At 71.2% G+C, this 25,627-nt stretch carries 17 protein-coding genes; 7 read left to right on the top strand and 10 right to left on the bottom strand.

Annotated features, from left to right (window positions below):
- Positions 1-8: 8 nt before the first annotated feature.
- Positions 9-1,436 (bottom strand): ABC transporter substrate-binding protein, encoded by a 1,428-nt coding sequence (locus OG766_RS32330; protein ID WP_328726944.1) that lies wholly within the window; start codon positions 1,434-1,436, stop codon positions 9-11.
- Between the two features lie 155 nt (positions 1,437-1,591).
- On the opposite strand from OG766_RS32330, the gene OG766_RS32325 reads away from it, so the two are divergent.
- The 4 genes from OG766_RS32325 (at position 1,592) to OG766_RS32310 (ending at position 6,827) form a co-directional block, all read left to right on the top strand.
- Entirely contained in the window at positions 1,592-2,638 is a 1,047-nt protein-coding gene (locus tag OG766_RS32325) for a zinc-dependent alcohol dehydrogenase (protein ID WP_328726943.1), read from the top strand.
- A 78-nt stretch (positions 2,639-2,716) separates the two neighbouring features.
- Complete coding sequence (locus tag OG766_RS32320; protein ID WP_266385493.1) at positions 2,717-3,517, top strand: sugar phosphate isomerase/epimerase family protein; 801 nt, start codon at positions 2,717-2,719, stop codon at positions 3,515-3,517.
- On the top strand, positions 3,514-4,950 hold the full coding sequence (locus tag OG766_RS32315) for an MGH1-like glycoside hydrolase domain-containing protein (RefSeq protein ID WP_328726942.1): 1,437 nt from the start codon (positions 3,514-3,516) through the stop codon (positions 4,948-4,950). Before OG766_RS32320 ends, OG766_RS32315 begins: the two co-directional genes overlap by 4 nt.
- Positions 4,947-6,827: an amylo-alpha-1,6-glucosidase gene (locus tag OG766_RS32310; RefSeq protein ID WP_266385499.1), complete on the top strand. Its 1,881-nt coding sequence runs from the start codon at positions 4,947-4,949 to the stop codon at positions 6,825-6,827. Before OG766_RS32315 ends, OG766_RS32310 begins: the two co-directional genes overlap by 4 nt.
- A 119-nt stretch (positions 6,828-6,946) precedes the next feature.
- On the opposite strand, the gene OG766_RS32305 is transcribed toward OG766_RS32310, so the two are convergent.
- The 5 genes from OG766_RS32305 to OG766_RS32285 form a co-directional block, all read right to left on the bottom strand.
- Positions 6,947-10,324 carry a pyruvate carboxylase gene (locus OG766_RS32305; RefSeq protein ID WP_328726941.1) on the bottom strand — a complete coding sequence of 1,126 codons (3,378 nt, stop codon included), beginning with the start codon at positions 10,322-10,324 and terminating at the stop codon, positions 6,947-6,949.
- A gap of 367 nt (positions 10,325-10,691) precedes the next feature.
- Positions 10,692-12,332 carry a glycoside hydrolase family 13 protein gene (locus OG766_RS32300; RefSeq protein ID WP_266385505.1) on the bottom strand — a complete coding sequence of 547 codons (1,641 nt, stop codon included), beginning with the start codon at positions 12,330-12,332 and terminating at the stop codon, positions 10,692-10,694.
- 70 nt (positions 12,333-12,402) lie between these two features.
- Entirely contained in the window at positions 12,403-14,013 is a 1,611-nt protein-coding gene (locus OG766_RS32295) for a hypothetical protein (RefSeq protein ID WP_328726940.1), read from the bottom strand.
- Positions 14,010-17,066 (bottom strand): alpha-mannosidase, encoded by a 3,057-nt coding sequence (locus OG766_RS32290; protein WP_328726939.1) that lies wholly within the window; start codon positions 17,064-17,066, stop codon positions 14,010-14,012. The genes OG766_RS32295 and OG766_RS32290 overlap by 4 nt, the downstream gene beginning before the upstream one ends.
- A 76-nt stretch (positions 17,067-17,142) precedes the next feature.
- Entirely contained in the window at positions 17,143-18,438 is a 1,296-nt protein-coding gene (locus tag OG766_RS32285; RefSeq protein WP_328726938.1) for an ABC transporter substrate-binding protein, read from the bottom strand.
- Positions 18,439-18,981: 543 nt separating this feature from the next.
- On the opposite strand from OG766_RS32285, the gene OG766_RS32280 reads away from it, so the two are divergent.
- The gene (locus tag OG766_RS32280) at positions 18,982-20,823 is read left to right on the top strand and encodes a glycoside hydrolase family 18 chitinase (protein WP_328726937.1); all 1,842 of its coding nucleotides are present in this window, start codon (positions 18,982-18,984) and stop codon (positions 20,821-20,823) included.
- A 132-nt stretch (positions 20,824-20,955) separates the two neighbouring features.
- On the opposite strand, the gene OG766_RS32275 is transcribed toward OG766_RS32280, so the two are convergent.
- Positions 20,956-21,363: a hypothetical protein gene (locus tag OG766_RS32275; RefSeq protein ID WP_266385538.1), complete on the bottom strand. Its 408-nt coding sequence runs from the start codon at positions 21,361-21,363 to the stop codon at positions 20,956-20,958.
- A gap of 315 nt (positions 21,364-21,678) precedes the next feature.
- Positions 21,679-22,644 (bottom strand): pirin family protein, encoded by a 966-nt coding sequence (locus OG766_RS32270; protein WP_266385540.1) that lies wholly within the window; start codon positions 22,642-22,644, stop codon positions 21,679-21,681.
- Positions 22,645-22,768: 124 nt separating this feature from the next.
- Here OG766_RS32270 and OG766_RS32265 point away from each other — a divergent pair, with 124 nt between their 5' ends.
- Positions 22,769-23,131, top strand: coding sequence for a tetratricopeptide repeat protein (locus tag OG766_RS32265; RefSeq protein WP_266385543.1), 363 nt, complete (start codon positions 22,769-22,771; stop codon positions 23,129-23,131).
- 53 nt (positions 23,132-23,184) lie between these two features.
- On the opposite strand, the gene OG766_RS32260 is transcribed toward OG766_RS32265, so the two are convergent.
- Positions 23,185-24,621, bottom strand: coding sequence for a dihydrolipoyl dehydrogenase family protein (locus OG766_RS32260; protein ID WP_266385545.1), 1,437 nt, complete (start codon positions 24,619-24,621; stop codon positions 23,185-23,187).
- A gap of 115 nt (positions 24,622-24,736) precedes the next feature.
- On the opposite strand from OG766_RS32260, the gene trxA reads away from it, so the two are divergent.
- Positions 24,737-25,105 (top strand): thioredoxin, encoded by a 369-nt coding sequence (gene trxA, locus OG766_RS32255; RefSeq protein ID WP_328726936.1) that lies wholly within the window; start codon positions 24,737-24,739, stop codon positions 25,103-25,105.
- Between the two features lie 214 nt (positions 25,106-25,319).
- Here the strand turns inward: trxA and OG766_RS32250 are convergent, their stop codons facing one another.
- Positions 25,320-25,589 carry a hypothetical protein gene (locus OG766_RS32250; RefSeq protein WP_266385551.1) on the bottom strand — a complete coding sequence of 90 codons (270 nt, stop codon included), beginning with the start codon at positions 25,587-25,589 and terminating at the stop codon, positions 25,320-25,322.
- Positions 25,590-25,627: the final 38 nt, after the last annotated feature.

Genomic DNA, 25,627 nt, shown 5'->3' with positions numbered 1-25,627 from the left:
TCCTCGGCCTACTGGAGGGACTTCTGCAGGGCGGCGACTTCCTCGTTCGCCTCGTGGGCGGCCTCGTCCGGGGAGGTCTGGCCGCTGGTCATGGCACCGATGGCCTTGGGGACGGGCAGTTCGCCGTTCATCGCGCCGACGAGGGCGCCCTCGCCCTGGGTGATCCCCCAGCGCTGCATGTTGCTGACGCCGTCGGCGAGCTGGTCGAGGAGCCGGTCGGAGAAGACCTCGTTCATGGGGCGAAGGGTGTCGACGCCCATCTCGCTGTGCCGCCAGGCGTCCAGGTACCTCTCCGGCTGTTCGGCGGTTCCCTTGCGCACGGGGATCTTGCCTTCGGGTGCCATGCCGAACCAGTCCTCGTACCCGGCGCCCATCATGTACTCGATGAACTTCCGCGAGGCGTCCGTCTCGGCGGTCCTGGTCGTCACCCAGGAGGTGACCTCGCCGAGCTGGGCCGGCTTCGCGGAGTCGGGTCCCTTGAGGGCGGTGACGATGCCGCTGTTGGCGGCGAGGAAGCCGGGGTCCTTCTTGCACTCGGCGCAGCTGGGCAGGGCGTCCTTGCGCAGCCCGGCGAGTTCGTCGAGGAGGAAGGACGACCAGACGATCATCGAGGACTTGCCGGCGAAGTAGGTGGCGCGGGTGGAGTCGACGGTCTGGGTGCCGGGTGCGCCGTGGCCGCGGGCGAGGGTGTCGTACGCCTCGAACGCGGTGGCGCACTGCGGCGAGTCGAGTTTCACCGTCCCCTTGTCGTCGGTGAGCTGGCAGTCGTTGGCGAGCGCGATGTTCTCGAAGCTCTGGTGGGTGAAGACGTCACTGGGGTCGGTGGCGGCCGCGATGCCGTCCCGTCCCTTGGTGTCGAGTCCCTTCGCCGCGGCGAGGAGTGCGTCGTAGGTGTCGGGCGTCTTCAGCCCGGCCTGCTGGAGCAGGTCCTTGCGGTAGACGAGGAGCTGCAGCCAGGCGTCGGAGGGGACGGCGAGCTGGGTGGCGCCGTCGGCGGTCAGGCCGAGCGCGTTGGCGTTGAAGGTCCCCGGGCCGAGTTCGTCGACGATCGCCTCGGGGACGTCGGTGTTGAGCAGCCCGTTGCCGTACATCTGCCAGGTCTGGCCCATCGGTACGGCGCCGATGACGTCGGGGAGCTTCCCGGCGGCGGCGGCCGACATGATCAGCTGGGGCATCTGGCCCTCGTCGACGCCCACGAGATCGACCTGGATGCCGGTCTCCTTCTCGAAGCGTCCGATGATCTTCTCGGTGGCCGCCACGCGCGGGGTCAGGTTCTCCTGGGACCACACGGTGATCCGCTTGTCGGGTTTACCAGGGCCGTTTCCGCCGCCGGAGCAGCCGGCGAGCACTCCCATGCCCAGTGCCGCCGCGAGACCGGCTGCGATCACCTTCGACCGTCGGGGGGTCGCCTTCGACCACCGGGTCCTCTTGCGCATGTCCCGTCCTCAGTGCCTCGGTGCCGGCGTCTGAGCCATCACCGACTTACGTCTACCGATGAAGCATCTCAGCATCACTTTTGCGTGTTGACAAGACGTAAGTCGAAGATATTCTCAACCTAAGTGGTGAACCCAACCCCCCTCGGAGCCCTCTCGTGGAACGTGTCGTCCAATTCACCGGCCCCCGCCAGGTCGAGGTCGCGGAGCACGCCTCCGCCCCGCTGCCGCCCGGACACCTGCGGGTGCGCACCCGCTACTCGGGCATCTCCGCCGGCACCGAGCTGACGGCCTACCGCGGCACCAACCCGTATCTGACCCGCACCTGGGACCCCGAGGCCCGGCTGTTCCGCGACGGCGCCGCCGGCATCGAGTACCCGGTCGCGGGCTGGGGCTACTCCGAGGTCGGCGAGGTCACCGAGGTCTCCCCCGAGCTCGTCGGCACTCCCGGCATGCCGGAGCCGGGCGACCTCGTGTGGGGCATCTGGGGCCACCGCAGCGAGGGCATCGTCCCCGCCGAGCGCATGGCCGGACACACCCTGCCCGCCGGGCTCGCGCCGCTCGCCGGTGCCTTCGCCCGCGTCGGCGCGATCGCCTACAACGCCGTCCTCGCCGCCGACATCCACGTCGGAGAGGACGTCGCCGTCTTCGGCCAGGGCGTCATCGGACTCCTCACCACCCGCCTCGCCCAGCTGAACGGCGCCCGCGTCACGGCCGTGGACGCCCTCGACGTACGGCTGGAGAGCGCCAAGGCGTACGGCGCGCAGTACACGCTCAACGCCCGCACCGACGCGGTCGCCGAACGCGTCCGCGAGGCCACCGGCGGACTGGGCGCTGACGTCGCCGTCGAGATCAGCGGCGCCTACCCCGCCCTGCACGAGGCCCTGCGCTCGGTCGCCGTCGGCGGCCGCGTCGTCGCCTCCGGCTTCTACCAGGGGGACGGCGCCGGGCTGCGTCTCGGCGACGAGTTCCACCACAACCGGGTGCAGCTGATCTGCTCGCAGATCGGCGGGGTGCCGCCGCAGCTCGCCGGGCGCTGGACGGTCGAGCGCCTCCAGCGGACGTTCCTGCGGCTGGTCGCCGAAGGCCAGGTCGACGTGGAGGCTCTGGTCAGCCATGTCGTCCCGGTCGCGGACGCGGCCGACGCGTACGTCCTGCTGGACGAGCGCCCCGCCGACGCGCTCCAGGTCGTCCTGGAGTTCTGAGCCTTCGGCCCCGGCGAGTGTCCGGGGCTCCACGTATCCGACTTTCCGACGTTTCCGCGTTACCGAGGGAGCAAGACCGTGCTCAAGACCGCCGCCCAGGAACAGCTGCTGCCGGGCGACACGCTCCAGGAGAAATGGGAGTTCGCGCAGGCAGCCGGCTATGACGCGATCGAGCTGCGCGCCAAGGGCGACTTCCACTTCCGGGGACGCCTGCCCGAGCTGCGGCAGGCGCTCAAGGACGGCGTCGTCATGCCGACCGTCTGCGTCGAGATGCTCCACTTCTTCGGCGCCTTCGACGTGGAGCTGCGCCGGGACGCGATCGCCCAGATGAAGTCCCAGCTCTCCGTCATCGGGGAACTCGGCGGCCTCGGGGCCCAGACCCCGGCGTCGTACGGGATGTTCTCGCGCCGGCTGCCTCCCTTCGAGCCGCCGCGCAGCGAGGCGGAGGACCGCGACGTCCTGCTGGCCGGCCTCGCCGAGCTGGGCGAGCACGCCCGGGCCGAGGGCGTCACCCTCTACCTGGAGCCGCTCAACCGCTACGAGGACCACATGGTCAACCGGCTGGAGCAGGCGGCGGAACTGATCCGTACCGTCGGCTCCGACGGCGTGCGGATCGGCATCGACAGCTACCACATGAACATCGAGGAGTCCGATCCGGCCGCGTCGATCCTCGCCCACGCGGACGTCATCGGCCACGCCCAGGTCTCGGACTCCAACCGCTTCCAGCCGGGCGCGGGCCACCTCGACTGGCCCGCCTGGCTCGGGGCGCTGAAGACCATCGGCTACGACGGCTACCTCGCCGCCGAATGCCGGCTGACCGGCGACCCGGTCGAGGCCGTGCGCTCCGTCCCCGGCTTCCTTCGGCGGTCCGGCGCATGACGACCCTCCTCGACGCAGTGGTCGCCGACCAGTCCTCGTCCGGCGAGGCGCCGTCCGACGGGACACCGTCCGGCGAGGCGGCCGCCCTCGATCAGCCCGTGCCCACCGCTGCCGCGGACCTGACACTGCGGCGCGGTGCGGCACGGGTACTCCTGGACAACTGGACGGGTTCCTCCACGGTCCCCTCGCGCACCCTGTATCCGCACCAGTGGAGCTGGGACTCGGCCTTCGTCGCGATCGGGCTGCGGCATCTGTCGCCCCGCCGCGCCCAACGCGAACTGGAGACGCTGCTCGGCGCCCAGTGGGCCGACGGGCGCATCCCGCACATCGCCTTCAATCCGGCCGTGCCCCTGGACGCCTACTTCCCGAGCCCGGACTTCTGGCGCTCGTCGCAGGCAGGCGCCGCCGCCGGAGCCCCCGCCGCTCCCGAGACCTCCGGGATCGTCCAGCCGCCCGTGCACGCGCTCGCCGCGTGGCTCGTGCACGAGGCGGACCCGGCCGAGTCGGTCCGGCGCGGCTTCCTCTCCCGTGTGTACGCCGGTCTCGCGGCCTGGCACGACTACCTGCTGTCCGCCCGGGACCTCGGCGGGGGCGGGCTCGCCGCGGTGATGCACCCGTGGGAGCCGGGCATGGACAACAGTCCCTGCTGGGACGTCCCGCTCTCCCGTGTCGCGCCGGCCGATCCCGCTTCCTTCCGCCGGGCCGACCTGGACCACGGCCACGCCGACGACCGGCCCACGGACGTCGACTACGGACGGTACGTGCGGCTCGCCGCCGACTACCGCGACGGCGGGTACGCGGACGGAGAGCACGCCTTCGCCGTCGAGGACCCGTGCTTCAACGCCCTGCTGATCGTCTCCGAGTACGCGCTCGCCCGTATCGCCCGGGCGACCGGCGCCGACCCGCTGCGCCACGAGCAGCGCGCGCAGCGTCTGACGGACGCCCTCGTCACCCGCCTGTGGGACGCGGAGGCCGGGCTGTTCCTCTGCCGCGACCTGGTGGGCGGCGAGCTCGTACGGGAACGCAGCATCGCCGGGCTCGTGCCGCTGATCGTCCCGGGCCTGCCCGACGACATCGTGCGGGCACTGCTCGACACGCTCGACGGCCCCCACTTCCGCGCGTCGGACACCGGCCTCGTCGCCAGCTACGCGCTGAGCGGCCACGCCTTCGACCGGACCCGCTACTGGCGGGGACCCGCCTGGTTCAACACCGCCTGGCTCATCGACCGCGGCCTGCGTCTGTACGGCGCCGACGGCCGCGCCGACAGGCTGCGGGCCGCGTTCCTCACGGCGGCCGGGACCTCGGGGTTCGCCGAGTACGTCGACCCGTTCACCGGCGAGGGCCGGGGCACTCTCGACTTCGCCTGGACGGCCGCCCTCACCCTCGATCTGCTCGCGAACCCGCGCCCGGACCATCAGGAGACCGCTCGATGACACCCTCCGGCCGCGTTCTGCTCGTCCGCGACGGTACGTTCGCGATTCTCGGCCCGGACGGCTCGATCACCGGCTCCCGGGGGACGACGCCGGACGGGCTGTTCCTGCGCGACGCCCGCCACCTGAGCCGCTGGGAGCTGACGGTCGACGGCACGGTCCCCACCGTGCTCGTTCCGGCGTCGGACACCGCCCCGTCGACCAGCGTCCTCACCCCCGCCGGCACGCGCGACGCGCCGCCCGCCTACACCGTCTTCCGTGAACAGTCGGTCGGGGCAGGGCATTTCGTGGACAGGGTGCGTCTGGTCAACAACGGCCCGACGGCGCTGACCACGCACATCGAACTCGCGCTCGACGCCGACTTCGCGGACCAGTTCGAGCTGCGCGCCGACGACCGCGCCTATCCGAAGCCGGACGCCGAGCACGAGACCCGTCTACGCGCGGACGGTGTCGAGTTCGGCTACCGGCGCGGCCACTGGCACTCCCGTACGACCGTCGCCGCGCGGCCCGCGCCGGACACCGTCACCGCAGGGCGTCTGGCCTGGGAGCTGACGCTGCCTGCGCACGGCGAAGCCGAACTGCGCCTGACCGCCGAGGCCCACCCGCACGGTGCACAGGCCGTCCCGCTCCCCGCGCCGTCCGACGAGGTGGCTCTGCCCGGGTCCGCCGACCCGGACCTGCTGCGCGCCTGCCGGCAAGGGCTCACGGACCTCGATCTCCTCCAGGTTCCCGCCGACGGGATCGACGGCGAGCGACTGACCGTGCCGGCCGCCGGGATCCCCTGGTTCCTCACCCTGTTCGGCCGCGATTCGCTCCTCACCTCGTATTTCCTGCTGCCCTACCGGCCGGACACCGCCGAGAACACCCTTCTCGCGCTCGCCGCCACCCAGGGCCGCTCCTACGACGACTTCCGCGGGGAGCAGCCGGGCCGCATCGTGCACGAGGTCCGCCACGGCGAGCTCGCCCACTTCCGGCAGGTGCCCTACGGGCGCTACTACGGCTCGGTCGACGCCACACCGCTCTTCCTGGTGCTCCTCGGCGCGTACGCGGACACCACCGGCGACACCTCGCTCGCGCTCCGGCTCGAGCAGCACGCCCGGGCCGCCGTCGACTGGATGCTCACCGACGGCGGCCTGACCCGGCACGGCTACCTCGTCTACCACCCCGACCCGAAGGGGCTGGTCAACCAGAACTGGAAGGACTCCGCCGGCGCGATCTGCTTCACGGACGGCACCCAGGCCGAGGGCCCGATCGCGGTCTGCGAGGCCCAGGGGTACGCCTACGACGCGCTCGTGCGCACCGCGCGGCTGGCGCGGAACGTGTGGCACGACGCCGACTGGGCCGGGCGGTTGGAGGCGACGGCCGCCGCTCTGCGTGAGCGGTTCCACCGCGACTTCTGGATGTCCGGCCAGGACTTCCCCGCCCTCGCGCTCGACGGCGAGGGACGGCAGGTGGACGTGCTCGCCTCCGACGCCGGCCACCTGCTATGGTCCGGCATCCTCGACCAGCCGCACGGGGAACGCGTCGCCGGGCGCCTGCTGGAGCCCGACTTCTTCTCCGGCTGGGCGATCCGCACCCTGGCATCGGGACAGGCGCCGTACCATCCGCTGTCCTACCACCGGGGCAGCGCCTGGCCCCACGACAACGCCGTCATCGCCCTCGGCCTCGCCCGCTACGGCTGCGGCGCCGAACTGCGGGCGCTCACCTCCGGGTTGACGGCGGCCGCGGTCCTGCACGGCTACCGTCTCCCGGAGGTGCTCGCCGGATACGGGCGCGAGGAGCACGCGACCGTGGTCCCGTATCCGCACGCGAACTCGCCGCAGGCATGGGCGGCCGCGACCCCGCTGGCGCTCCTGACCGCACAGGCGGCACAGGCGTAGTCCTTACCGGAGACCCGTCGCCGACCGGCGCCCGTACGCGGGCGGCCGGCCCGGGAACCTCTCCCGGGCCGGCTACGCGCGCAGCACGCGCACGTACTCACGTACACACGCAGCGGGCGTCAGCCGATCTCGATGAGCAGATCGCCCGCCTCGACCTGCTGGATCTTTCCGATCGCCAGCCGCGCGACCGTGCCCGCGGACTGGGCGGTGATGGAGGCCTCCATCTTCATCGCCTCGATCGTGGCCACCGTCTGTCCCGCCGACACCGAAGTGCCCTCCTCCACCTGGAGCGTCACGACGCCCGCGAACGGAGCGGGGACATGCCGGTCGTTGCCGCGCTCGGCCTTCTCGGCGGCCTTGACCTCCGTGGCGACGGACGTGTCCCGCACCGCCACCGGGCGCAGCTGGCCGTTCAGCGTGGCCAGGACCGTACGGAAGCCCCGCTCGTCGGCCTCGGAGATCGCCTCGAGCTCGATCAGCAGCGTGACACCGGCCTCCAGGGTGACCGTGTGCTCGGTGTCCGGTTCCAGGCCGTAGAAGAAGTCCTGCGTGGGCAGTACGGACGTGTCGCCGTACGCCTCGCGATGGGCGTCGAACTCCTTGGCCGGGCCGGGGAACAGCAGCCGGTTGAGCGTCGCCCGCCGGTCCTGGGCCAGCCCCTGACGGTCCTCGTCCGACAGGGTCGGGTCCTCGGCCTGCGCGGGGCGGCCGTGGAGCGCGCGGGTGCGGAACGGCTCGGGCCAGCCGCCGGGCGGGTCGCCCAGCTCGCCGCGGAGGAAGCCGACCACCGAGTCCGGTACGTCGAACTTGCCGGGATCGGATTCAAAGTCGGCCGCCTCGACGCCCGCTCCGACCAGGTGCAGGGCGAGGTCTCCCACCACCTTCGAGGAGGGCGTCACCTTGACCAGCCGGCCCAGCATCCGGTCGGCGGCCGCGTAGCAGTCCTCGATCAGCTCGAAGCGGTCGCCGAGCCCGAGCGCGATGGCCTGCTGACGCAGGTTCGACAGCTGTCCGCCGGGGATCTCGTGGTGGTAGACGCGCCCCGTGGGCGAGGTGAGCCCCGACTCGAAGGGCGCGTAGACCTTCCGCATGGCCTCCCAGTACGGTTCGAGCGCTCCGACCGCGTCGAGCGAGAGCCCGGTGGTGCGCTCGGTGTGGTCGGTGGCCGCGACGAGCGCCGACAGGGACGGCTGGCTGGTGGTGCCCGCCATCGAGGCGACGGCGGCGTCGACGGCGTCGACGCCCGCGTCGATCGCGGCGATCAGTGTCGCGAGCTGGCCACCCGCCGTGTCGTGGGTGTGCAGATGCACCGGAAGGTCGAAGCGCTCGCGCAGTGCGGTCACCAGGGTGCGGGCGGCGGGCGGGCGCAGCAGGCCGGCCATGTCCTTGATGGCCAGGACGTGCGCGCCGGCCTCGACGATCTGCTCCGCGAGGCGCAGGTAGTAGTCGAGCGTGTAGAGCTGTTCTGCCGGGTCCGACAGGTCCGCGGTGTAGCACAGGGCGACCTCGGCCAGCGCCGTGCCGGTGGACCGTACGGCGTCGATGGCGGGACGCATCTGCGAGACGTCGTTGAGCGCGTCGAAGATCCGGAAGATGTCCATGCCGGTCGCCGCCGCCTCGGCGACGAAGGCGTCGGTCACCTCGACGGGGTAGGGCGTGTAGCCGACGGTGTTGCGTCCCCGCAGCAGCATCTGCGTACAGATGTTGGGCACCGCCTCCCGCAGGGCCGCGAGACGCTCCCAGGGGTCCTCGGCGAGGAAGCGCAGGGCCACGTCGTAGGTGGCGCCGCCCCAGCACTCCAGGCTCAGCAGCTCCGGTGCCGTGCGCGCGACGTACGGGGCGACGGCCAGCAGATCGCGCGTCCTCACCCGGGTGGCCAGCAGGGACTGGTGCGCGTCGCGGAAGGTCGTGTCCGTCACCGCGACGGCCCGCTGCGCGCGCAGTTCCGCGGCGAACGCCTCCGGCCCGAGCGCCGCGAGGCGCTGCCGGGAGCCTGCCGGCGGTGCCTGGTCCAGAGCGGCGGGAGGCAGCTTGGCGGCCGGGTCGATGACCTGGGGACGCGGGCCGTGGGGACGGTTGACGGTCGTCTCGGCGAGATAGGTGAGCATGCGGCTTCCGCGGTCGGCCGAGGGGCGCGCCCGGAGCAGTTCCGGATGCTCGGCGATGAAGCTCGTGGTGACACGGCCCTCGCGGAATCCGGGGTGGTCGAGCACGGCACCGAGGAAGGGCAGGTTGGTGGCGACTCCGCGGATACGGAACTCGGCGATCGCACGCCGTGCACGGCGTGCGGCGTTGGCGAAGTCGTGTCCGTGGCAGGTCAGCTTGACCAGCATCGAGTCGAAGTGGGCCGACACTTCGGCGCCGGTGTGGACCGTGCCGCCGTCGAGCCGTACGCCGGGGCCGCCCGGGGAGCGGTACGCGGAGATGGTGCCGGTGTCGGGGCGGAATCCGTTGGCGGGGTCCTCGGTGGTGATACGGCACTGCAGGGCCGTGCCCGTGAGGACGATGTCGTCCTGCGTCAGGTTCAGCTCCGGAAGCGTCATTCCGTCGGCGATCCGCAGCTGGGCGATGACCAGGTCCCGTCCGGTGACCTGCTCGGTGACCGTGTGCTCCACCTGGATACGGGGGTTCATCTCGATGAAGACGTGGTTGCCGCGCTCGTCGACCAGGAACTCGACGGTTCCCGCGTTGACGTAGCCGATGTGCCGGGCGAACGCGACGGCGTCGGCGCAGATGCGATCGCGCAGATCCGGGTCGAGTGCGGGAGCGGGCGCGATCTCGACGACCTTCTGGTGGCGCCGCTGCACCGAACAGTCACGCTCGAACAGATGGACGACGTTGCCTTCGGTGTCGGCGAGGATCTGCACCTCGATGTGGCGCGGGTTGACGACGGCCTGCTCCAGGAAGACGGTGGCGTCTCCGAACGCCGACTCCGCCTCGCGCATCGCCGCGTCGATGGAGTCCCGCAGCTCCGCGGGCTCGGTGACATGACGCATTCCCCGCCCGCCGCCGCCTGCGACGGCCTTGACGAACACCGGGAAGCCGATGGAGTCGGCGGCTTCGACCAGCCTGTCCACGTCCGTGGACGGCTCGGACGACTTCAGGACGGGGACCCCGGCCGCACGGGCGGCGGCCACCGCGCGGGACTTGTTGCCGGTGAGGTGCAGGACGGCGGAGGGGGGCCCGACGAAGGTGATCCCGGCCTCGGCGCACGCGGCGGCGAGGTCGGGGTTCTCCGAGAGGAAGCCGTAGCCGGGGTAGATGGCGTCGGCGCCGGCCTTGCGCGCGGCCCTGATCACCTCGTCGACCGAGAGATAGGCGCGTACCGGGTGGCCCTTCTCACCGATCCGGTAGGCCTCGTCCGCCTTGGCCCGGTGAAGCGAGTTGCGGTCCTCGTAAGGGAACACGGCCACGGTGGAGATGCCGAGCTCGAAAGCCGCGCGGAAGGCGCGGATCGCGATCTCGCCCCGGTTGGCGACCAATACCTTGCGGAACATCGTTGACCCCTGTCGTGGTGCGGGCGTACGGACTGAAGGTGGCGATGTCATTCCGGCCGCCGGGTCCGGCAGCCGCTGTTCCCGTGGACGGTACCGATCAGTAAAGGTGTAGTCGATCTCCTACGGACGGGAGCTATGTCACGTCGGCACGATCGGAGCTCGCCACGGTGCGGGCGTCGGCGAGGGCGGGAGCTTCCTTCACGGTAGCTCGGCGCCGTCGGTGTACGGCTTGCCCCTGTCGAGCCCGCCTCCGCACCGGGATCGTGAGTCCGCGGCGTCCGGCGCCGGTCGTCGGGCGTGCCGCTGTCCGGACCTCTCGCCAGAATCGCCCCCCACTCCAGGAGGCACGGCCGCGGACTCGTCGGAATCACTCCGCGCCGCGCAGCCAGACCGTGGTGTCCGGCGGAAGGAGACCGTGGTCCAGGGGGCCGCTGGTGAGCAGCAGCTCGGTGTGGGGCGGGAGTTCCGCGGGCTCACCGCTCAGGTTGACCGTGCAGACGAGGCCCTGTCCGCGGGTGAAGGAGAGGACTCCTCCGGGTGCGGGCAGCCAGGTCAGGGTGCCGTCACCCAGGGCCGGTTCGGCACGGCGGACGGCCAGGGCACGCCGGTAGAGCTCCAGCGACGAGTCGGGGTCGCCCGTCTGGGCGGCCACGGTGTGGGCCTTCCAGTCCGCGGGCTGCGGCAGCCACGGCCCGGCGTCGGCGTCCGGTGGGCTGAAGCCGTACGGGGCGCGGTCGCCGTCCCAGGGGATCGGCACGCGGCAGCCGTCGCGTCCCGGGTCGGCGCCGCCCGTGCCGACGACGGCCGGGTCCTGGCGCAGCTCCATCGGGATGTCCTCGACCTCCCAGAGACCGAGCTCATCTCCCTGATAGATGTAGACACAGCCCGGGAGGGCCATGGTGAGCAGGGCGGCGGCGCGGGCGCGGCGGGTGCCGAGCTCCAGGTCGACGGGCGTCCCGTGCAGCTCGGCCCGGTTGAATCCGTAGCCGGTCTCGACGCGGCCGTAGCGGGTGACGTGCCGCGTGGTGTCGTGGTTGGACAGCACCCAGGTGGTGGGCGCGCCGACGAGGGCGTGCTCGGCGATGGTCGCGTCGATCACCTCACGCATCGCACGGGCGTCCCATCGCGCCTGCAGGAACGGGAAGTTGAAGGCGGAGTGGAGCTCGTCCGGCCGCAGGTAGCGGGCGAAACGCACGGGGTCGTCGTTCCACAGCTCGGCGACGAAGACCCGTTCGCCGTCGTAGGAGTCGAGCACGCGGCGCCAGCCGCGGTAGATCTCGTGGACGGCGTCCTGGTCGGACCAGGGATCGCGGGACTCACCCGTGTACTCGGCCCTGTCGGGGAGCCCCGGCGCCTTGGCGAGGTAGTCGGCGACGTCGATCCGGAAGCCGGCGACGCCCCGGTCCAGCCAGAACCGCAGGACGGAGGCGAACTCCTCGCGCACCGCGGGATGGTCCCAGTTCCAGTCGGGCTGGCCGGCGGCGAACATTCTCAGGTACCACTCCCCCGGTCGCCCGTCCGGTTCGGTGATCCGGCTCCAGGCCGGGCCGCCGAAGTTGGACGGCCAGTCGTTGGGCGGCAGTTCGCCCCCCTCACCCCGGCCGGGGCGGAAGTGGAAGAGCTCCCGTTCCGGGGAGCCGGGGCCGGCGGCCACCGCTGCCCGGAACCAGGGGTGCCGGTCGGAGCAGTGGTTGGGCACCAGGTCGACGACGATCCGCAGACCCGCCTCGCGGGCCTCGGCGATCAGGGCTTCGGCGTCCGCACGGGTGCCGAACAGCGGGTCGATGTCGCGGTAGTCGGCCACGTCGTACCCGTGGTCGGCCATCGGTGAGACGTACCAGGGGCTGATCCAGACGGCGTCGGCGCCGAGTTCGCGTATGTGGCCGAGGCGGGCGCGGATGCCGGCGATGTCTCCGACGCCGTCGCCGTCGGCATCGGCGAAGCTGCGCGGGTACACCTGGTAGATGACGGCGTCGCGCCACCACGCACCGGTGTGGGGTGCGGCCATATTGTTCCCCTTCCTCATACGGACCTTCCTCATACGGGCTTCCTCACCGGACCCCCTCACACGGGCCCCCTCACACGGCGAGCGGCCAGACTCCGGCCGACTCGGACCAGGTGTACTCATGGATCCCGCCGGCGCTGTTCCAGCGTCGTGGCGCGGTCGTGTGCAGCCAGTCCAGCGCCTCGACTCCGCCGGGTTCGCCGCCGTCGAGGGCGAGGCGGAGCGCGGCGCGCAGGTCGGCGTCGGTCTCCGTCGTACGGGCCTTCGGGTCGACGGAGACGAACAGCGCGGTTCCGGAGCGGGCGACCAGGTCGAGGAACCGGCGGTTCATCGTCCAGGGCGTCCGCGGGGTGCAGGGGACGCAGTCGGCGTCGGCGGTGAAGAACGAACCGTGCTGCGCCATCCGGAAGGCCAGAGTGTTCACACCCATCCGGCGCGTGCGCTCCCAGCTGCGCCCGGACGTGTCGTCGCCCGTGCGCTGCACGTCGACGAGTCCCGCCGCGAGGTGGCCGACCGTGTTGCAGCCGAGGACCAGCGCGCCGCCCGCCGACGCGCGGATGGTCCGGTAGAGCCCCAGCAGTACCTCCGCGTTGGTCACCCGGGGATCGGCGAACCGCCATCCCGGCTCGGTCGGTTCGGAGGTCGTCGGGCTGCCCCATCTGCCGAAGGCGTCGTACGTCGAGAAGTCGTGCTTGATCAGTTCGTAGCCCCAGCCGACGAGGCGGGAGACGTCGTCCCCGATCGCCGCCAGGTTCTCGTCGAGGGTGAGGTCGAGCGGCTGCTCCGGTACGGGACGCGGTCCGGCGCGCAGGCGCTCCTCGCGGTCCACCGTGCTCAGTGCAGCGGGCCTGAACCAGATGCCGGGCCGTGCGCCGCGCTGCGCAATGCCGTCGGCGAGGGCGGCCATGTCGTCGAAGAGACCGGGGATCCCGGCCGTCCACGGGCCGCCGGGAGCGACGCCGCCCGGGCTCCAGCCGGCGTCGACGACGCAGTAGGGCGCGACGGGATGCCCGTCGGCGAGCTCCACGATCGTCTCGGCGTCGCGCTGCACCTCCGCGGGACCGAAGTCCACGCCGTACGCGTAGTACCAGTTGTTGCAGCCGACGACGGGGCCGCGGGCGGGCAGCGGGTCGCTGCACAGGGACGTGCACAGCCGACGGTGCGTCTGCCAGGGCGATTCGCCCGCGGCGCTGCCGATCTCCACGACAGTGGCTGCGTCCAGGACCCGCTCGCCGAGCAGTACGGGCGATCCGCCGCTCCGGACGTCGAGCCACAGCGTGATGCCGTCCTCGTCGACCGTCCAGGAACAGAAGGCGTGCGGCCTGACGCGGACACCCATTCCGAGGGTGGAACCGTCCTGCGGGTCGTGCGCCAGCCAGTACCAGGGCAGGATCCGCTCCGGCTGGCGGTGCCGCCACTGCAGGTCGCCGTAACCGCGTTCCCAGGCGTCGCCCAGATACAGCGCGGAGCCGGGCAGTCGCCGGTGCCATCGCAGCGCGATCCGGGACAGTCCGCGGGACGGGCAGGAGACCGCGATGCGGAGCCCGTACCGGGCCTGATCGAGGGCGATCTCCATGTCCGCGGTGGTGAAGCGGTCCCCGCTGCGTACGGCGGGGCACGGACCGTCCGCGTCGTCGTGCACGACGAAGGCCGCGTCCGGGAGTTCCGGGGCCGCCGGCATCATCCCGCGCTCCTCTCGATCGCCGTGCGCTTCAGACGCAGCGTGGTGATCTGGAACGGGCGCAGCGCGAAGGTGGCGCCGTCGGCGGTGGTCGTCAGGGCCGGCCCGTCGGGCGAGGGCCGTTCCAACAGGTCGCAGGCGATGACGGATCCGGACGCGAAAGACGCGTCGAGGCGGACGCGGGCGCGGGCGCCCCGGGACTCGTAGAGCCTGACGACGACGTCGCCGCTCGCGTCGTCCGCCAGCTTGACCGCCGTGACGACGACGGCATCATTGTCGATGCTCACCAGCGGGGCGACCCGGGCGTCACCGGGGACCCTGCGCTCGGGGAGGTTCAGCGCGTATCCCTCGCGGACCGCGTCGCCGATGCCCGCGCCGGGAACGAGGGCGTAGCGGAAGCGGTGGACGCCCTGGTCGGTGCCGGGGTCGGGATAGCGGGGCGCACGCAGCAGGGAGAGGCGGACGGTCGTGGTCGTGCCGTCGGTCCGGACGTCACGGGTGACGTCGTGGCCGTACGTGGAGTCGTTGACGAGGGCGACACCGAAGCCCGGCTCCTCCAGGTGGACGAACCGGTGGGCGCACACCTCGAACTTGGCGGCGTCCCAGCTCGTGTTGGTGTGGGTGGGCCGGTGGACGTGGCCGAACTGCGTCTCGCAGGCGTACCGGTCGGTGTGGAGATCGAGCGGGAAGGCCGCCTTGAGGAACTTCTCCCGCTCGCGCCAGTCCACCTCCGTGTCGATGTCCAGCCGCTTCTCACCGGCCGTCAGTGTCAGCGTCTGCGTCACCCGCGACGAGCCGAAGGAGCGGACCACCCGCACCGACGCCGCCTGCGGGCGGCGATCGGTGAGGGCCACCTCGTCGGCGTCCACCAGGTCGGTGACGGTGTTCCGGTAGAAGGCGTCGACGTCCCAGGCGTCCCACATGTTCGGGAAGTCGGGGTGGAGCTGGAGCAGGTTGGCCGCCCGTCCGGGCGCCACGGTCTCGCGGTCGGCCGCCTGATCGTACGCGGAGACGACGAGTCCCCGGCCGTCGACCTCCACCCGCAGCAGGCCGTTGTCGAGGACGAATCCACCGCCGGGACGGTCGGCCGCGGTGACGGACCGCCCGTCGGCCGGAGCCTTCGGTGCCGCTCCGCCGGCCGCGACTCCGGCGCGCGTGTGCGGGGCCGCGTTGAAGACCACATGCGTGGACGCCCGCGGATCCCCGGCGAGCGCCCGCTGTGCCGCGTCGACGATGCTCCGGAGCTCCTCGGTCACGGCGGCGTAGGTCTTCTCGGCCTCACGGTGCACCCAGGCGATGGATGAGCCGGGCAGGATGTCGTGGAACTGGTGCAGCAGCACCGTCTTCCACAGCCGGTCCAGCCGCTCGTACGGGTACGGGAACCCGGCCCGTACCGCGGCCGTGGCGGCCCACAGTTCGGCCTCGTACAGCAGGTGCTCGGAGCGGCGGTTGCCCTGCTTCGTCTTCGCCTGGCTGGTCAGCACCGCCCGGTGGATCTCCAGGTAGAGCTCGCCCGACCAGACCGGCGGGTTCGGGTGCTCCGCCTCGGCCTTGGCGAAGAAGTCGCGCGGCCGCTCCCACTCGACACGGGCGGAGCCTTCCAGATCGCGTACGCGCTCGGCGCGCGCGAGCATCTCGCGGGTGGTCCCGCCTCCGCCGTCGCCCCAGCCGGTCGGGGCGAGGGAGCGCGTCGCGGCTCCCTTGTCCCGGAAGTTGGCCTCCACATGGGCGAGTTCGGCGCCGGAGAGCTGGGCGTTGTAGGTGTCGATCGGCGGGAAGTGGGTGAACACGCGGGTGCCGTCGATGCCTTCCCACTGAAAGGTGTGGTGCGGAAACGGGTTCTGCTGGTTCCACGAGATCTTCTGTGTGAGGAACCACCGGGCTCCGGCCTGCTTCACGATCTGCGGCAGGGCAGCGGTGTAGCCGAAGGAGTCCGGCAGCCACACCTCCTCGCTCTCCAGCCCGAACTCCTGCAGGAAGAACCGCTTGCCGTGCACGAACTGCCGTGCCAGCGCCTCGGATCCGGGCATATTGGTGTCGGATTCGACCCACATGCCGCCCACGGGGACGAACCGGCCCTCGGCGACGGCCTTCTTGACCTTCTCGTAGACCTCGGGCCGGTGCTCCTTGATCCACGCGTACTGCTGTGCCTGCGACATGGCGAACACGAACTCCGGAGCGTCCTCCAGCAGCGCGGTCATGTTGGCGGCGGTGCGGGCGACCTTGCGTACGGTCTCCCGCAGGGGCCACAACCAGGCGGAGTCGATGTGGGCGTGGCCGACCGCGCTGATCCGGTGCGCGGAGGCGCACGCGGGAGAGGCGAGTGCCGGTGCGAGGGCCGATCGGGCGGCGGCCGCCGTGCCGTTCACGTCCTGCAGGTCGATGGCGTCCAGGGCGCGCTCGATCGCGCGCAGCAGCTCCCAGCGGCGGCCTGAGTCCACGGGCAGTTCGTGCATCAGCCCGCCCAGCACCTCCAGGTCCTGTACGAGCTCCCACACCGTCTCGTCGAACACGGCGAGGTCCATCCGGGTCAGCCGGTAGAGCGGCTCGCTTCCGGCGGTCTCCCGGTCGCCGAGCGGCGTCGGCCGGAAGGAGTTCTCCGGCGGCAGGAGCATCGGGTTGGACGCGGCCTCCAGGTGCAGCAGGACCTGCTCGCCGCCGGCGACGGACGCACCGATCCGCACCCACTGGTTGCACGGGTTCACACCCTTCACCGGGGTCCCGTCCGGGGTGTGGACGAGTGCTTCGGACTGGTTGCCGGTGAACCGGTTGTCGAAGCCGAGGTCGAGGACGGCCTCGACGGTCCGTCCCGCCCACTCACGCGGCACGGTGCCCGACACGCGGAACCAGCTGGTGCCCCAGGGCGGGCCCCACATCTCGCCGACCGAGATCGGATTGTGCTGGGCCGCGAGCCCTTCCGCGACCGGCACCGGTTCACCCGGTGCGTGCCACACCGCGACATCCAGCGGAACGGACTCGGGGTGGACGGCGGGGCGGATCCGCTCGTCCAGGACCCGCTTCAGACGGGCCTCGATCAAGGAGCGATCGTCGTGCATGGAGGAACGGTCCTGCCTTCTGATGGGATTGCGGAAGGGCTCACGGCCCCGGTAGGGCTTGGGCGGAGGGGATCGGTCAGCCCTGCCGCAGCAGCTTGTCGCACTCCTCGACGGCGTCGTCCAGGGCGTCCTTCGGGGACTGCTTGCCCTGCAGGGCCTTCGCCACCGCGACGTCCAGCACGGCCTTCATCTGCTCGCTGTACACGGCCGGGACGTAGTTCACCGCGTTCTTCAGGGACTTGGCCGAGGCGATCCGCACCTGTGTGCCGAGCGTGCCGTCGTCCTTGGAGAAGTAGGGGTCGTCCAGGGAGCCCCGCGTGCTCGGGAAGATGGTGACCTGCTTCGCGAAGCTCATCTGGTTCTCCGCGTTGGTGATGAAGTGCGCGAACTGCACCGCGGCGGGCTTCTGCCTGCTCTGGGAGTTGACCATCAGGCCCTGCAGATACATCTGGTTGTGACCGGTGTTGGTCACCGCCTCGGTGATGCCGAGGTTCTGGTACAGGCCGGGGGCCTGCTTCCTGAAGTTCTCCAGGTCGTAGGCACTGCCCGGGTTCATCGCGACGGCACCGGTCAGGAACTTGTGCAGGGTCTTCTCGGGGGACGAGGTCAGCGCCTGCGCGTCGAGCGCCTTGGCGTCGTACAACTCCTTGTAGCGCTGGACCAGTTCGACGCCCTTGGCCTCGTTGAACGTGAACGAGGTGCCCTCCTCGTTCATCAGCCGCACACCGTAGCGGCCGAAGTCCTCCAGCTTGGGGGCTCCTGCCAGCATCGCGATGCGGCCGTCGGTCTTCTCGGCCATGGTCAGCGCCGCGCCGAACAGCTCGTCGTAGCTCTTCGGAGGCTTGCCGGCGTCGAGGCCCGCCTGCGCGAAGAGCTTCTCGTTGTAGTACGTCGGACCGGTGTTGAGGTACCACGGGAAGGCGTAGACGCCTTCCACGCCCGGCAGTTCGAACCCCTTCCAGGCACCGGACAGGTACTCCTTCTCGTACTGACCGGCGGCCTTGCCGACGTCCAGCGCGAGCCCTGCCCGCGCCAGTGGGTGCACCAGGTCGGGGGTGACGTTGACGACGTCCGGCAGCGTCCCACTCGCGCCGTCGGCGCTGAGCTTGTCCGCGTAGCCCTCGGCGGGCTGGTCGACCCACTTCACGTCGACGTCGGGGTGCTGCTTCTCGAAGTCCGCGATGAGGCCGTTGAAGTAGTCCCCGAATGACGCCTTCAGGTTCCAGGTCTGGAAGGTGATGGATCCTTCGACCTTGCCAGAGGCGTCCGCCGCGGGGTCCCCGCCCCCAGTGCCGGTCCCGCAGGCGGCCAGGGAAAGAACGGACACGAGGGCGACAGCGGCGGCCACGGCCGGCCTGTTCGGGATGCGCATGACTGGCCTCTCCTTCAGCTCGTATGCGCGACCAAAGTGCATCCCGCGCGAACGGAAGTCAATGAATCCGGCAGAACTAATGCGCTTTAGTCAGAACTAGCTACTAAAGCGCATTAGCGCAAGACGGTGAGCGATCCCGCCCCACCCCGCCGGCGACGCCCCGGTCGACGTCCGCAAGCGTCGTGGCGGCCGTCCGCGGGCGAGGCCTCCCCCGGGGCCGAGGCGAGGCGTCCGCCTCCGGTATCCATTAGGAAACTTTCCTAACATCCGGCCGGGGCGATCCGGCTCACCGACCTGCCGCGCACCGGATCCCGCGGCCTGCTGTTTGTCCATTTGTGCGGCGGAACGCAGCCCAACCTGCGGCGTTCACAGGACCGTTGCACTCCGGATCGCACCTGCGAAGCCGCCCCCAGGGCCCCTTGACCACTGGTCCAGACCTATCTAGCCTCGCCGCACTGCAGTGAGCACGCCGCGGCACGGCGTGTTCATGCGCGACGCAGGAATCCCCCCTCCCACGTCCGAACCTCTTCCGAGGAGCGCGCCTTGACCACTGCACCCCCTAGTCGCAGCACCCGCTTCAGACGCCGCGCGACGGCCGGTCTCGCCGCCCTGCTGCTCCCCCTCGCGGCCCTCGTCGGCCTGGCGACTCCCGCCGAGGCCGCCGGGCCCACCGCGACGTACACCAGAACGTCCGACTGGGGCACCGGCTTCGAGGGCAGGTGGACGGTCACCAACGCCGGAACGACCAGCGTCTCCTCCTGGACCGTCGAGTGGGACTTCCCGTCCGGCACCGCGGTCACCTCCGGCTGGGACGCCGACATCACCGGCTCCGGAAACCACTGGACCGCCAAGAACAAGAGCTGGAACGGCACGCTCGCCCCCGGCGCCTCCGTCTCCTTCGGCTTCAACGGCACCGGCCCCGGCGCCCCCACGGGCTGCAAGCTCAACGGCGTCTCCTGTGACGGCGGCCCGGTCGTCCCCGGCGACAATCCGCCGTCAGCCCCCGGCACCCCGACCGCGAGCGGCATCACCAACACCGCGTTGACCCTGAACTGGACCGCGGCCACCGACGACAAGGGCATCAAGAACTACGACGTCTTCCGCGGCTCCACGAAGATCGCGACGGTCACCGGCACCAGCTACGCCGACTCGGGTCTCACCGCGGGCACCGCGTACACGTACAGCGTCAAGGCCCGTGACACCGCCGACCAGGTCGGCGCGACCAGCGGCTCGCTGACCGTCTCGACCACCGGCGGCGGTGGCGGAGGCAACAAGGTGAAGCTCGGCTACTTCACCAACTGGGGCACCTACGACCGCAACTACCACGTGAAGAACCTCGTGACCTCCGGCACGGCGGCGAAGATCACGCACATCAACTACGCCTTCGGCAACGTACAGAACGGCCAGTGCACCATCGGCGACGCCGAGGCCGACCACAACCGGGCCTACACCGCCGCGCAGAGCGTCGACGGCGTGGCCGACACCTGGGACGCCGGAGCCCTGCGCGGCAACTTCAACCAGCTGCGCAAGCTGAAGCAGCAGTTCCCGCACATCAAGGTCCTGTGGTCCTTCGGCGGCTGGACCTGGTCCGGCGGCTTCCCGCAGGCCGTGGCCAACCCGACCGCGTTCGCCAACTCCTGCTACAACCTGGTCGAGGACCCGCGCTGGGCCGATGTCTTCGACGGCATCGACCTCGACTGGGAGTACCCCAACTCCTGCGGCCTGTCCTGCGACACCAGCGGCCCGGCCGCGTTCAAGAACATGATGCAGGCCATGCGCGCCAAGTTCGGTGCGAACAACCTGGTCACGGCCGCCATCACCGCCGACGCGAGCAGCGGTGGCAAGATCGACGCCACCGACTACGCGGGCGCGGCACAGTACATCGACTGGTACAACGTGATGACGTACGACTTCTTCGGCGCCTTCGACGCGGACGGTCCGACCGCCCCGCACTCCGCGCTCACCACCTACAGCGGCATCCCGCAGCAGGGCTTCACCTCCGACGAGGCGATCACCAAGCTCAAGTCCAAGAGCGTTCCGGCCACCAAGCTCAACCTCGGCATCGGCTTCTACGGCCGCGGCTGGACCGGCGTGACCCAAGCGGCCCCCGGCGGCAGCGCCACCGGACCGGCCCCCGGCACGTACGAGCCGGGCATCGAGGACTACAAGGTCCTCAAGACGTCCTGCCCGTCCACCGGCACCATCGCCGGCACCGCCTATGCCAAGTGCGGCAGCAACTGGTGGAGCTACGACACCCCGTCCACCATCGCCGGAAAGATGACCTACGTGAAGAACCAGGGCCTGGGAGGCGCCTTCTTCTGGGAGTTCAGCGGCGACACCACGAACGGTGAGCTGGCGACAGCGATCAGCACCGGGCTCCAGTAGCCCGGACCGCCGGCCGGCAACGGACCCCGGAATGCGCCGGGGAGACGGTTCCACCCGTCTCCCCGGCGTTCCCGTTGCTGCGAAGCGCCCGGCCGGAACCCGCACCGTTCGGGTGGCCCGCCGCACGATCCGTCAGAAGGCGCAGCGCCCCAGTTGCGGGATGGGGTGGGTGCCGGCCACGGCGTCGATCGACCTGATGAAGCCGTGGCCGTAGATCCCGCCGTTGCTCCCCGGCGGACGTTCGTCGAGGGGGCCGGCGAAGTACCAGAGGTTGCCGCCTTCGTGCTGGTTGCCCTCGATCCAGCAGTGGAACCAGTGCTCTCCCTCGCGCATGATTCCGGCCAGGTTCTGGGTGCCCTCCCAGGAGTCCCACATCACGGTGCCGCCACGGGTATGGCAGTACCAGTCCTGGCCGACGGCGCGGCAGGGCTCTTCCGCCGACGCCGCGCCGGCCGGTGCCGCCACCGCGGATGACGCCGAGAAACCCAGACACAGCGCAAGAGCGGACAGCGCACCCGCCACGGGCCGAAGTAGTGTCACTCGCTTCCCCTTCGGGATCAGTGTCGAACGGACCTCGTTTGCCGACCGGCCAACGATAGATCCGACCAATGAGAAGGTTGTACAACCTTCAATGGAAAGTCTGTCGCTCCACGCCTGCAATCCACAAGGATGCCTCGGAGACCTTCATCGAAAGATCGGGTGATTCCTTATCGATCAAAGGCTGCCGTCGGCCGAAGGCCGTCCGCCCCCGCCACGGTGCCGGCGCCCGGCGGACGCGAACAGGCCCCTCCGCCCACGGGCGGAGGGGCCTGAAGGTGTACACCACCGCGACCAGGTCGAGACGCAGCGCCGATGTCAGCGCACGCGTCCCCGCGGCTTCAGAGGCACCGGCGGGAGGTCGGGGGCGGGCAGCGGGGCGCCGTCGTAGCCCTTGACCTCGCCGAAGCGGGAGCCGCCCATCCAGTCCGAACGGGCCTGCGCGATCTCCTCGTTGGTGCGGCCGATGAAGTTCCACCACATGACCAGTTCCTCCTCGAACGGCTCGCCGCCGAGCAGCATGAGGCCGGCGTCCGACTCGGCGCGCAGCGGCAGTTCGGTGCGGCCGCAGCCGAGGTAGAGCATGGAGCCGGGCAGGACGGGCACGCCGTCGACGTGGGCCTCGCCGGACATCGCGAGCACGGCGTACTCGAAGTCGGGCTCCAGCGGGACACTCGTCTCGGTGCCGGAGGCGAGGGCCAGATCGGCGCCGACGATCGGTGTGTACGTCGAGCCCGGCGAGGCCGCGCCGTCGAGTTCGCCCAGGATGACCGTGGCGGTCAGTCCGGGAGCGGTGACGTGGGGCAACTCGGCGTGGTGCTGGAAGTGGGGTTCCACGTTGCGGTGGGTGTCGGGGAGCGCGACCCACAGCTGGGCGCCGTGCAGAAGGCGGGCGTGCGCCTTCGGGCTCTCCTCGGAGTGGCTGATCGCCCGCCCCGAGGTCATGAGCCCCAGCTCCCGCGGCCGGATCGTCTGCAGGCTGCCCACGCTGTCGCGGTGCAGCACCTCGCCCTCGTGCAGCCAGCTCACGGTCTGAAGGCCCATGTGCGGATGGGGCGGGACCTGCATCCCCGGTTCCTCGGCGATGTCGTCGGGACCGTAGTGGTCGACGAAGCACCAGGCGCCGACCATACGGCGGCCGAGGTTGGGGAGCAGCCGGCGCACTTCGGTGGACTCGCCGAGCTGGACGCGGCGGGGTGCGAGGAGTTCACGCACCGGCTCGGCGACGACGAAGCCCCTGCCGCCGCACACGGAGAGCGCGGCCTGCCGATCGAGATTGCTCATGGGCCCAACCTAGTCCTGTGCGCTGCCGATGCGCTGCACGGCATGGGTACGGATACGGACGTGGAATATTGAATCCCTTTCTCCGGTTGCCGGGGTCACCGGGTGGGCCGGAGAAGGAGGGCGCATGAGCGACACGTACAGCGACACGTACTACGAGTTCGGGACGCCGGCGGAGCGCTGGGACCGGGCGCGGTTCTTCTTCGACGCCAAGGAGTACGTGACGTCGGCGCGGATCCTGGCCGGGCTCGTCGCCGAGGTACCGGAGCAGGTGGCGCCGCGGCTGCTGCTGGCCCGGGCGTACTACCACTCGGCCCGGCTGGGTAAGGCCGAGGCCGAGCTGAACGCGGTCCTGGAGCGTGATCCGGTCGAGCACTACGCCCGGCTCATGCTCGGCCGCACGCTGGAGCGGCAGGGCAGGCACGCCGAGGCCGCTCCGCATCTGCGGATGGCCGCGGCGATGTCCGGCGAGTTGCCCGACGTCGCCTGAGGCGGGCGCCGGGCGGGACTCAGAAGTGCGACAGCGGGAGCCGGGACGGGCGCTCAGCGCCCGTCCCGGTACGCCTCCAGCAGGCGCAGCCACACCTCGCTGATGGTCGGGTACGCGGGGACCGCGTGCCAGAGCCGGCTGACCGGGACCTCGCCGGCGACGGCGACCGTGGCCGAGTGGAGCAGTTCGCCGACGCCGGGGCCGACGAAGGTGACACCCAGGAGGACCTCCCGGTCCAGGTCGACGATCATCCGGGCGCGGCCGCGGTAGTTGTCGACGTAGAGTCCCGCGCCGGCGACCGCGGCGATGTCCTGGTCGACCGCGCGCACCCGGTGTCCGGCGGCCTCCGCCTCGGCGAGGGAGAGGCCGACCGCCGCCACCTCCGGGTCGGTGAAGACGACCTGGGGTACGGCGTCGTGGTCCGCGGTCGCGGAGTGCGCGCCCCAGCGGTCCGTTTCCAGCAGCGGTACGTGCTGGGCCCGGGCCGCGATCGCCGCGCCCGCGATGCGTGCCTGGTACTTGCCCTGATGGGTCATCAGGGCACGGTGGTTGACGTCCCCGACGGCGTACAGCCACTCCGTGCCGTCCACCCGGCAGCTCTCGTCGACCGGCAGCCAGGAACCGGGCTCGAAGCCGACGGTCTCCAGCCCGATGTCGTCCGTGCGCGGGGCGCGGCCCATGGCGAAGAGGACTTCGTCGGTCTCGATCAGCTCACCGTCGTCGAGGACGACGATGACCGGGCCGGTGGCGTCGGCGCGCTGCACCGATGCCACGCGCACCCTCGTGCGCACGGTCGCGCCCGCCGCGGTGAGCGCGTCGGCGACGTGCTCACCGACGAAGGGCTCCATGCGCGACAGCAGCCGCTCGCCCCGCACCAGCATGGTGACCCGGGAGCCGAGGGCCTGCCACGCGGTCGCCATCTCCGTACCGACGACTCCCCCGCCCACCACGACCAGGCGCCCGGGGGCGGCCTGCGCGCTGGTCGCCTCGCGGCTGGTCCACACCCGGGCGCCGGCCAGTCCCGGCAGGTCGGGCAGGACGGCGCGGGTGCCGGTGCACACGGCCACGGCGTGCCGCGCGGTCAGGACGTGATGCTCGCCCTCGAATCCCTCGACGACGACCTTGCGGGGGCCGTGCAGCCGGCCCTGTCCGCGGTACAGCCTGGCGCCGATCCCGTTCAGCCAGGCGATCTGGCCGTCGTCCTTCCAGTGCGAGGTGTAGTCGTCACGGTGGGCGAGCACGGCCTCGACGTCGAGCGGGCCCTGCACGTCCTGGCGTACGCCGGGGACCTTGCGTGCGTCGGCCCGGATCATGACGGGCCGCAGCAGCGCCTTGCTCGGCATGCACGCCCAGTACGAGCACTCACCGCCGACGAGTTCGCTCTCCACCACCGCGGTGCTCAGTCCGGCGGCGCGTGCCCTGTCCGCCACGTTCTCCCCGGTCGGGCCCGCCCCCAGCACCACAACGTCGTACTCCACGGCATCCGTCATACGGACAGTGTGGTGGTACGTGTGCGCCGTGGCCACATGGGCAGGCGGAATACGGCCGCCCCCTGCGCCGTTGTCGGGAGCGGTCCGATCGGACATCAGGAAGAGGTAGCGAGTAATGAGCACTGTCGAGCTCACCAAGGAAAACTTCGATCAGGTCGTCTCCGAGAACGGCTTCGTCCTGATCGACTTCTGGGCTTCCTGGTGCGGTCCGTGTCGCCAGTTCGCCCCCGTCTATGAGAAGGCCGCGGACCGGCACCCCGATCTCGTCTTCGCGAAGGTGGACACGGAGGCACAGCCGGAGCTTGCGGCGGCCTTCGAGATCCAGTCGATCCCGACGCTGATGATCGTCCGGGACAACGTGGCGGTCTTCGCCCAGCCCGGCGCGCTGCCGGAGCCCGTTCTGGAGGACGTGATCGGCCAGGCACGCGGGCTGGACATGGACGAGGTGCGCAAGTCCATCGCCGACACCGAGCAGAAGCAGTAGATCCCCGGCGCCGCCCGGGCCCCGGACACCGTGGGCCCGGGCGCCGGGCCGCGGACCGGGCCACGGTCGGTGCGGTCGGTGCGGTCGGTGCGGTCGGTGCGGTCGGTGCGGTCGGTGCGGTCGGTGCGGTCGGTGCGGTCGGTGCGGTCGGTGCGGTCGGCCGGGCGCCAACGCGCGGCGACGGCGGGGGTGTTGGGCGTACGCGGTACGGACCTCAGCGCGGCGCCCGGTCCGAGACCAGGGCCGTCAGTCCGTAGTCGAGTTCGTAGCCGTCCACGAGCAGTGCCTCGACCGTGCGCGTGGCGGGGTCGATGTCCGCGACGATGCCGTGGCCCGAGTACCGCGGGTAGCCCGAGGCTCCGTTCTCGCCGGTGGCCTCCACGACGGCCGAGCGGACCGCGCTGTCCTCGACCGCCGCACCACCGCGGTCCTCGACGTGCTCGGGCACGAGCAGGATCTCGAAGCGCCGCGGAACTGTGCTCATGCCATGACGCTAGCCACGGACGGCCCACCGCGCATGTC

It is taken from the genome of Streptomyces sp. NBC_00259 (assembly GCF_036181745.1).
Taxonomy (GTDB): domain Bacteria; phylum Actinomycetota; class Actinomycetes; order Streptomycetales; family Streptomycetaceae; genus Streptomyces; species Streptomyces pratisoli.
The sequence above is the reverse complement of the archived record's forward strand: the minus strand, read 5'-3'. Positions and strand labels throughout refer to the sequence as shown.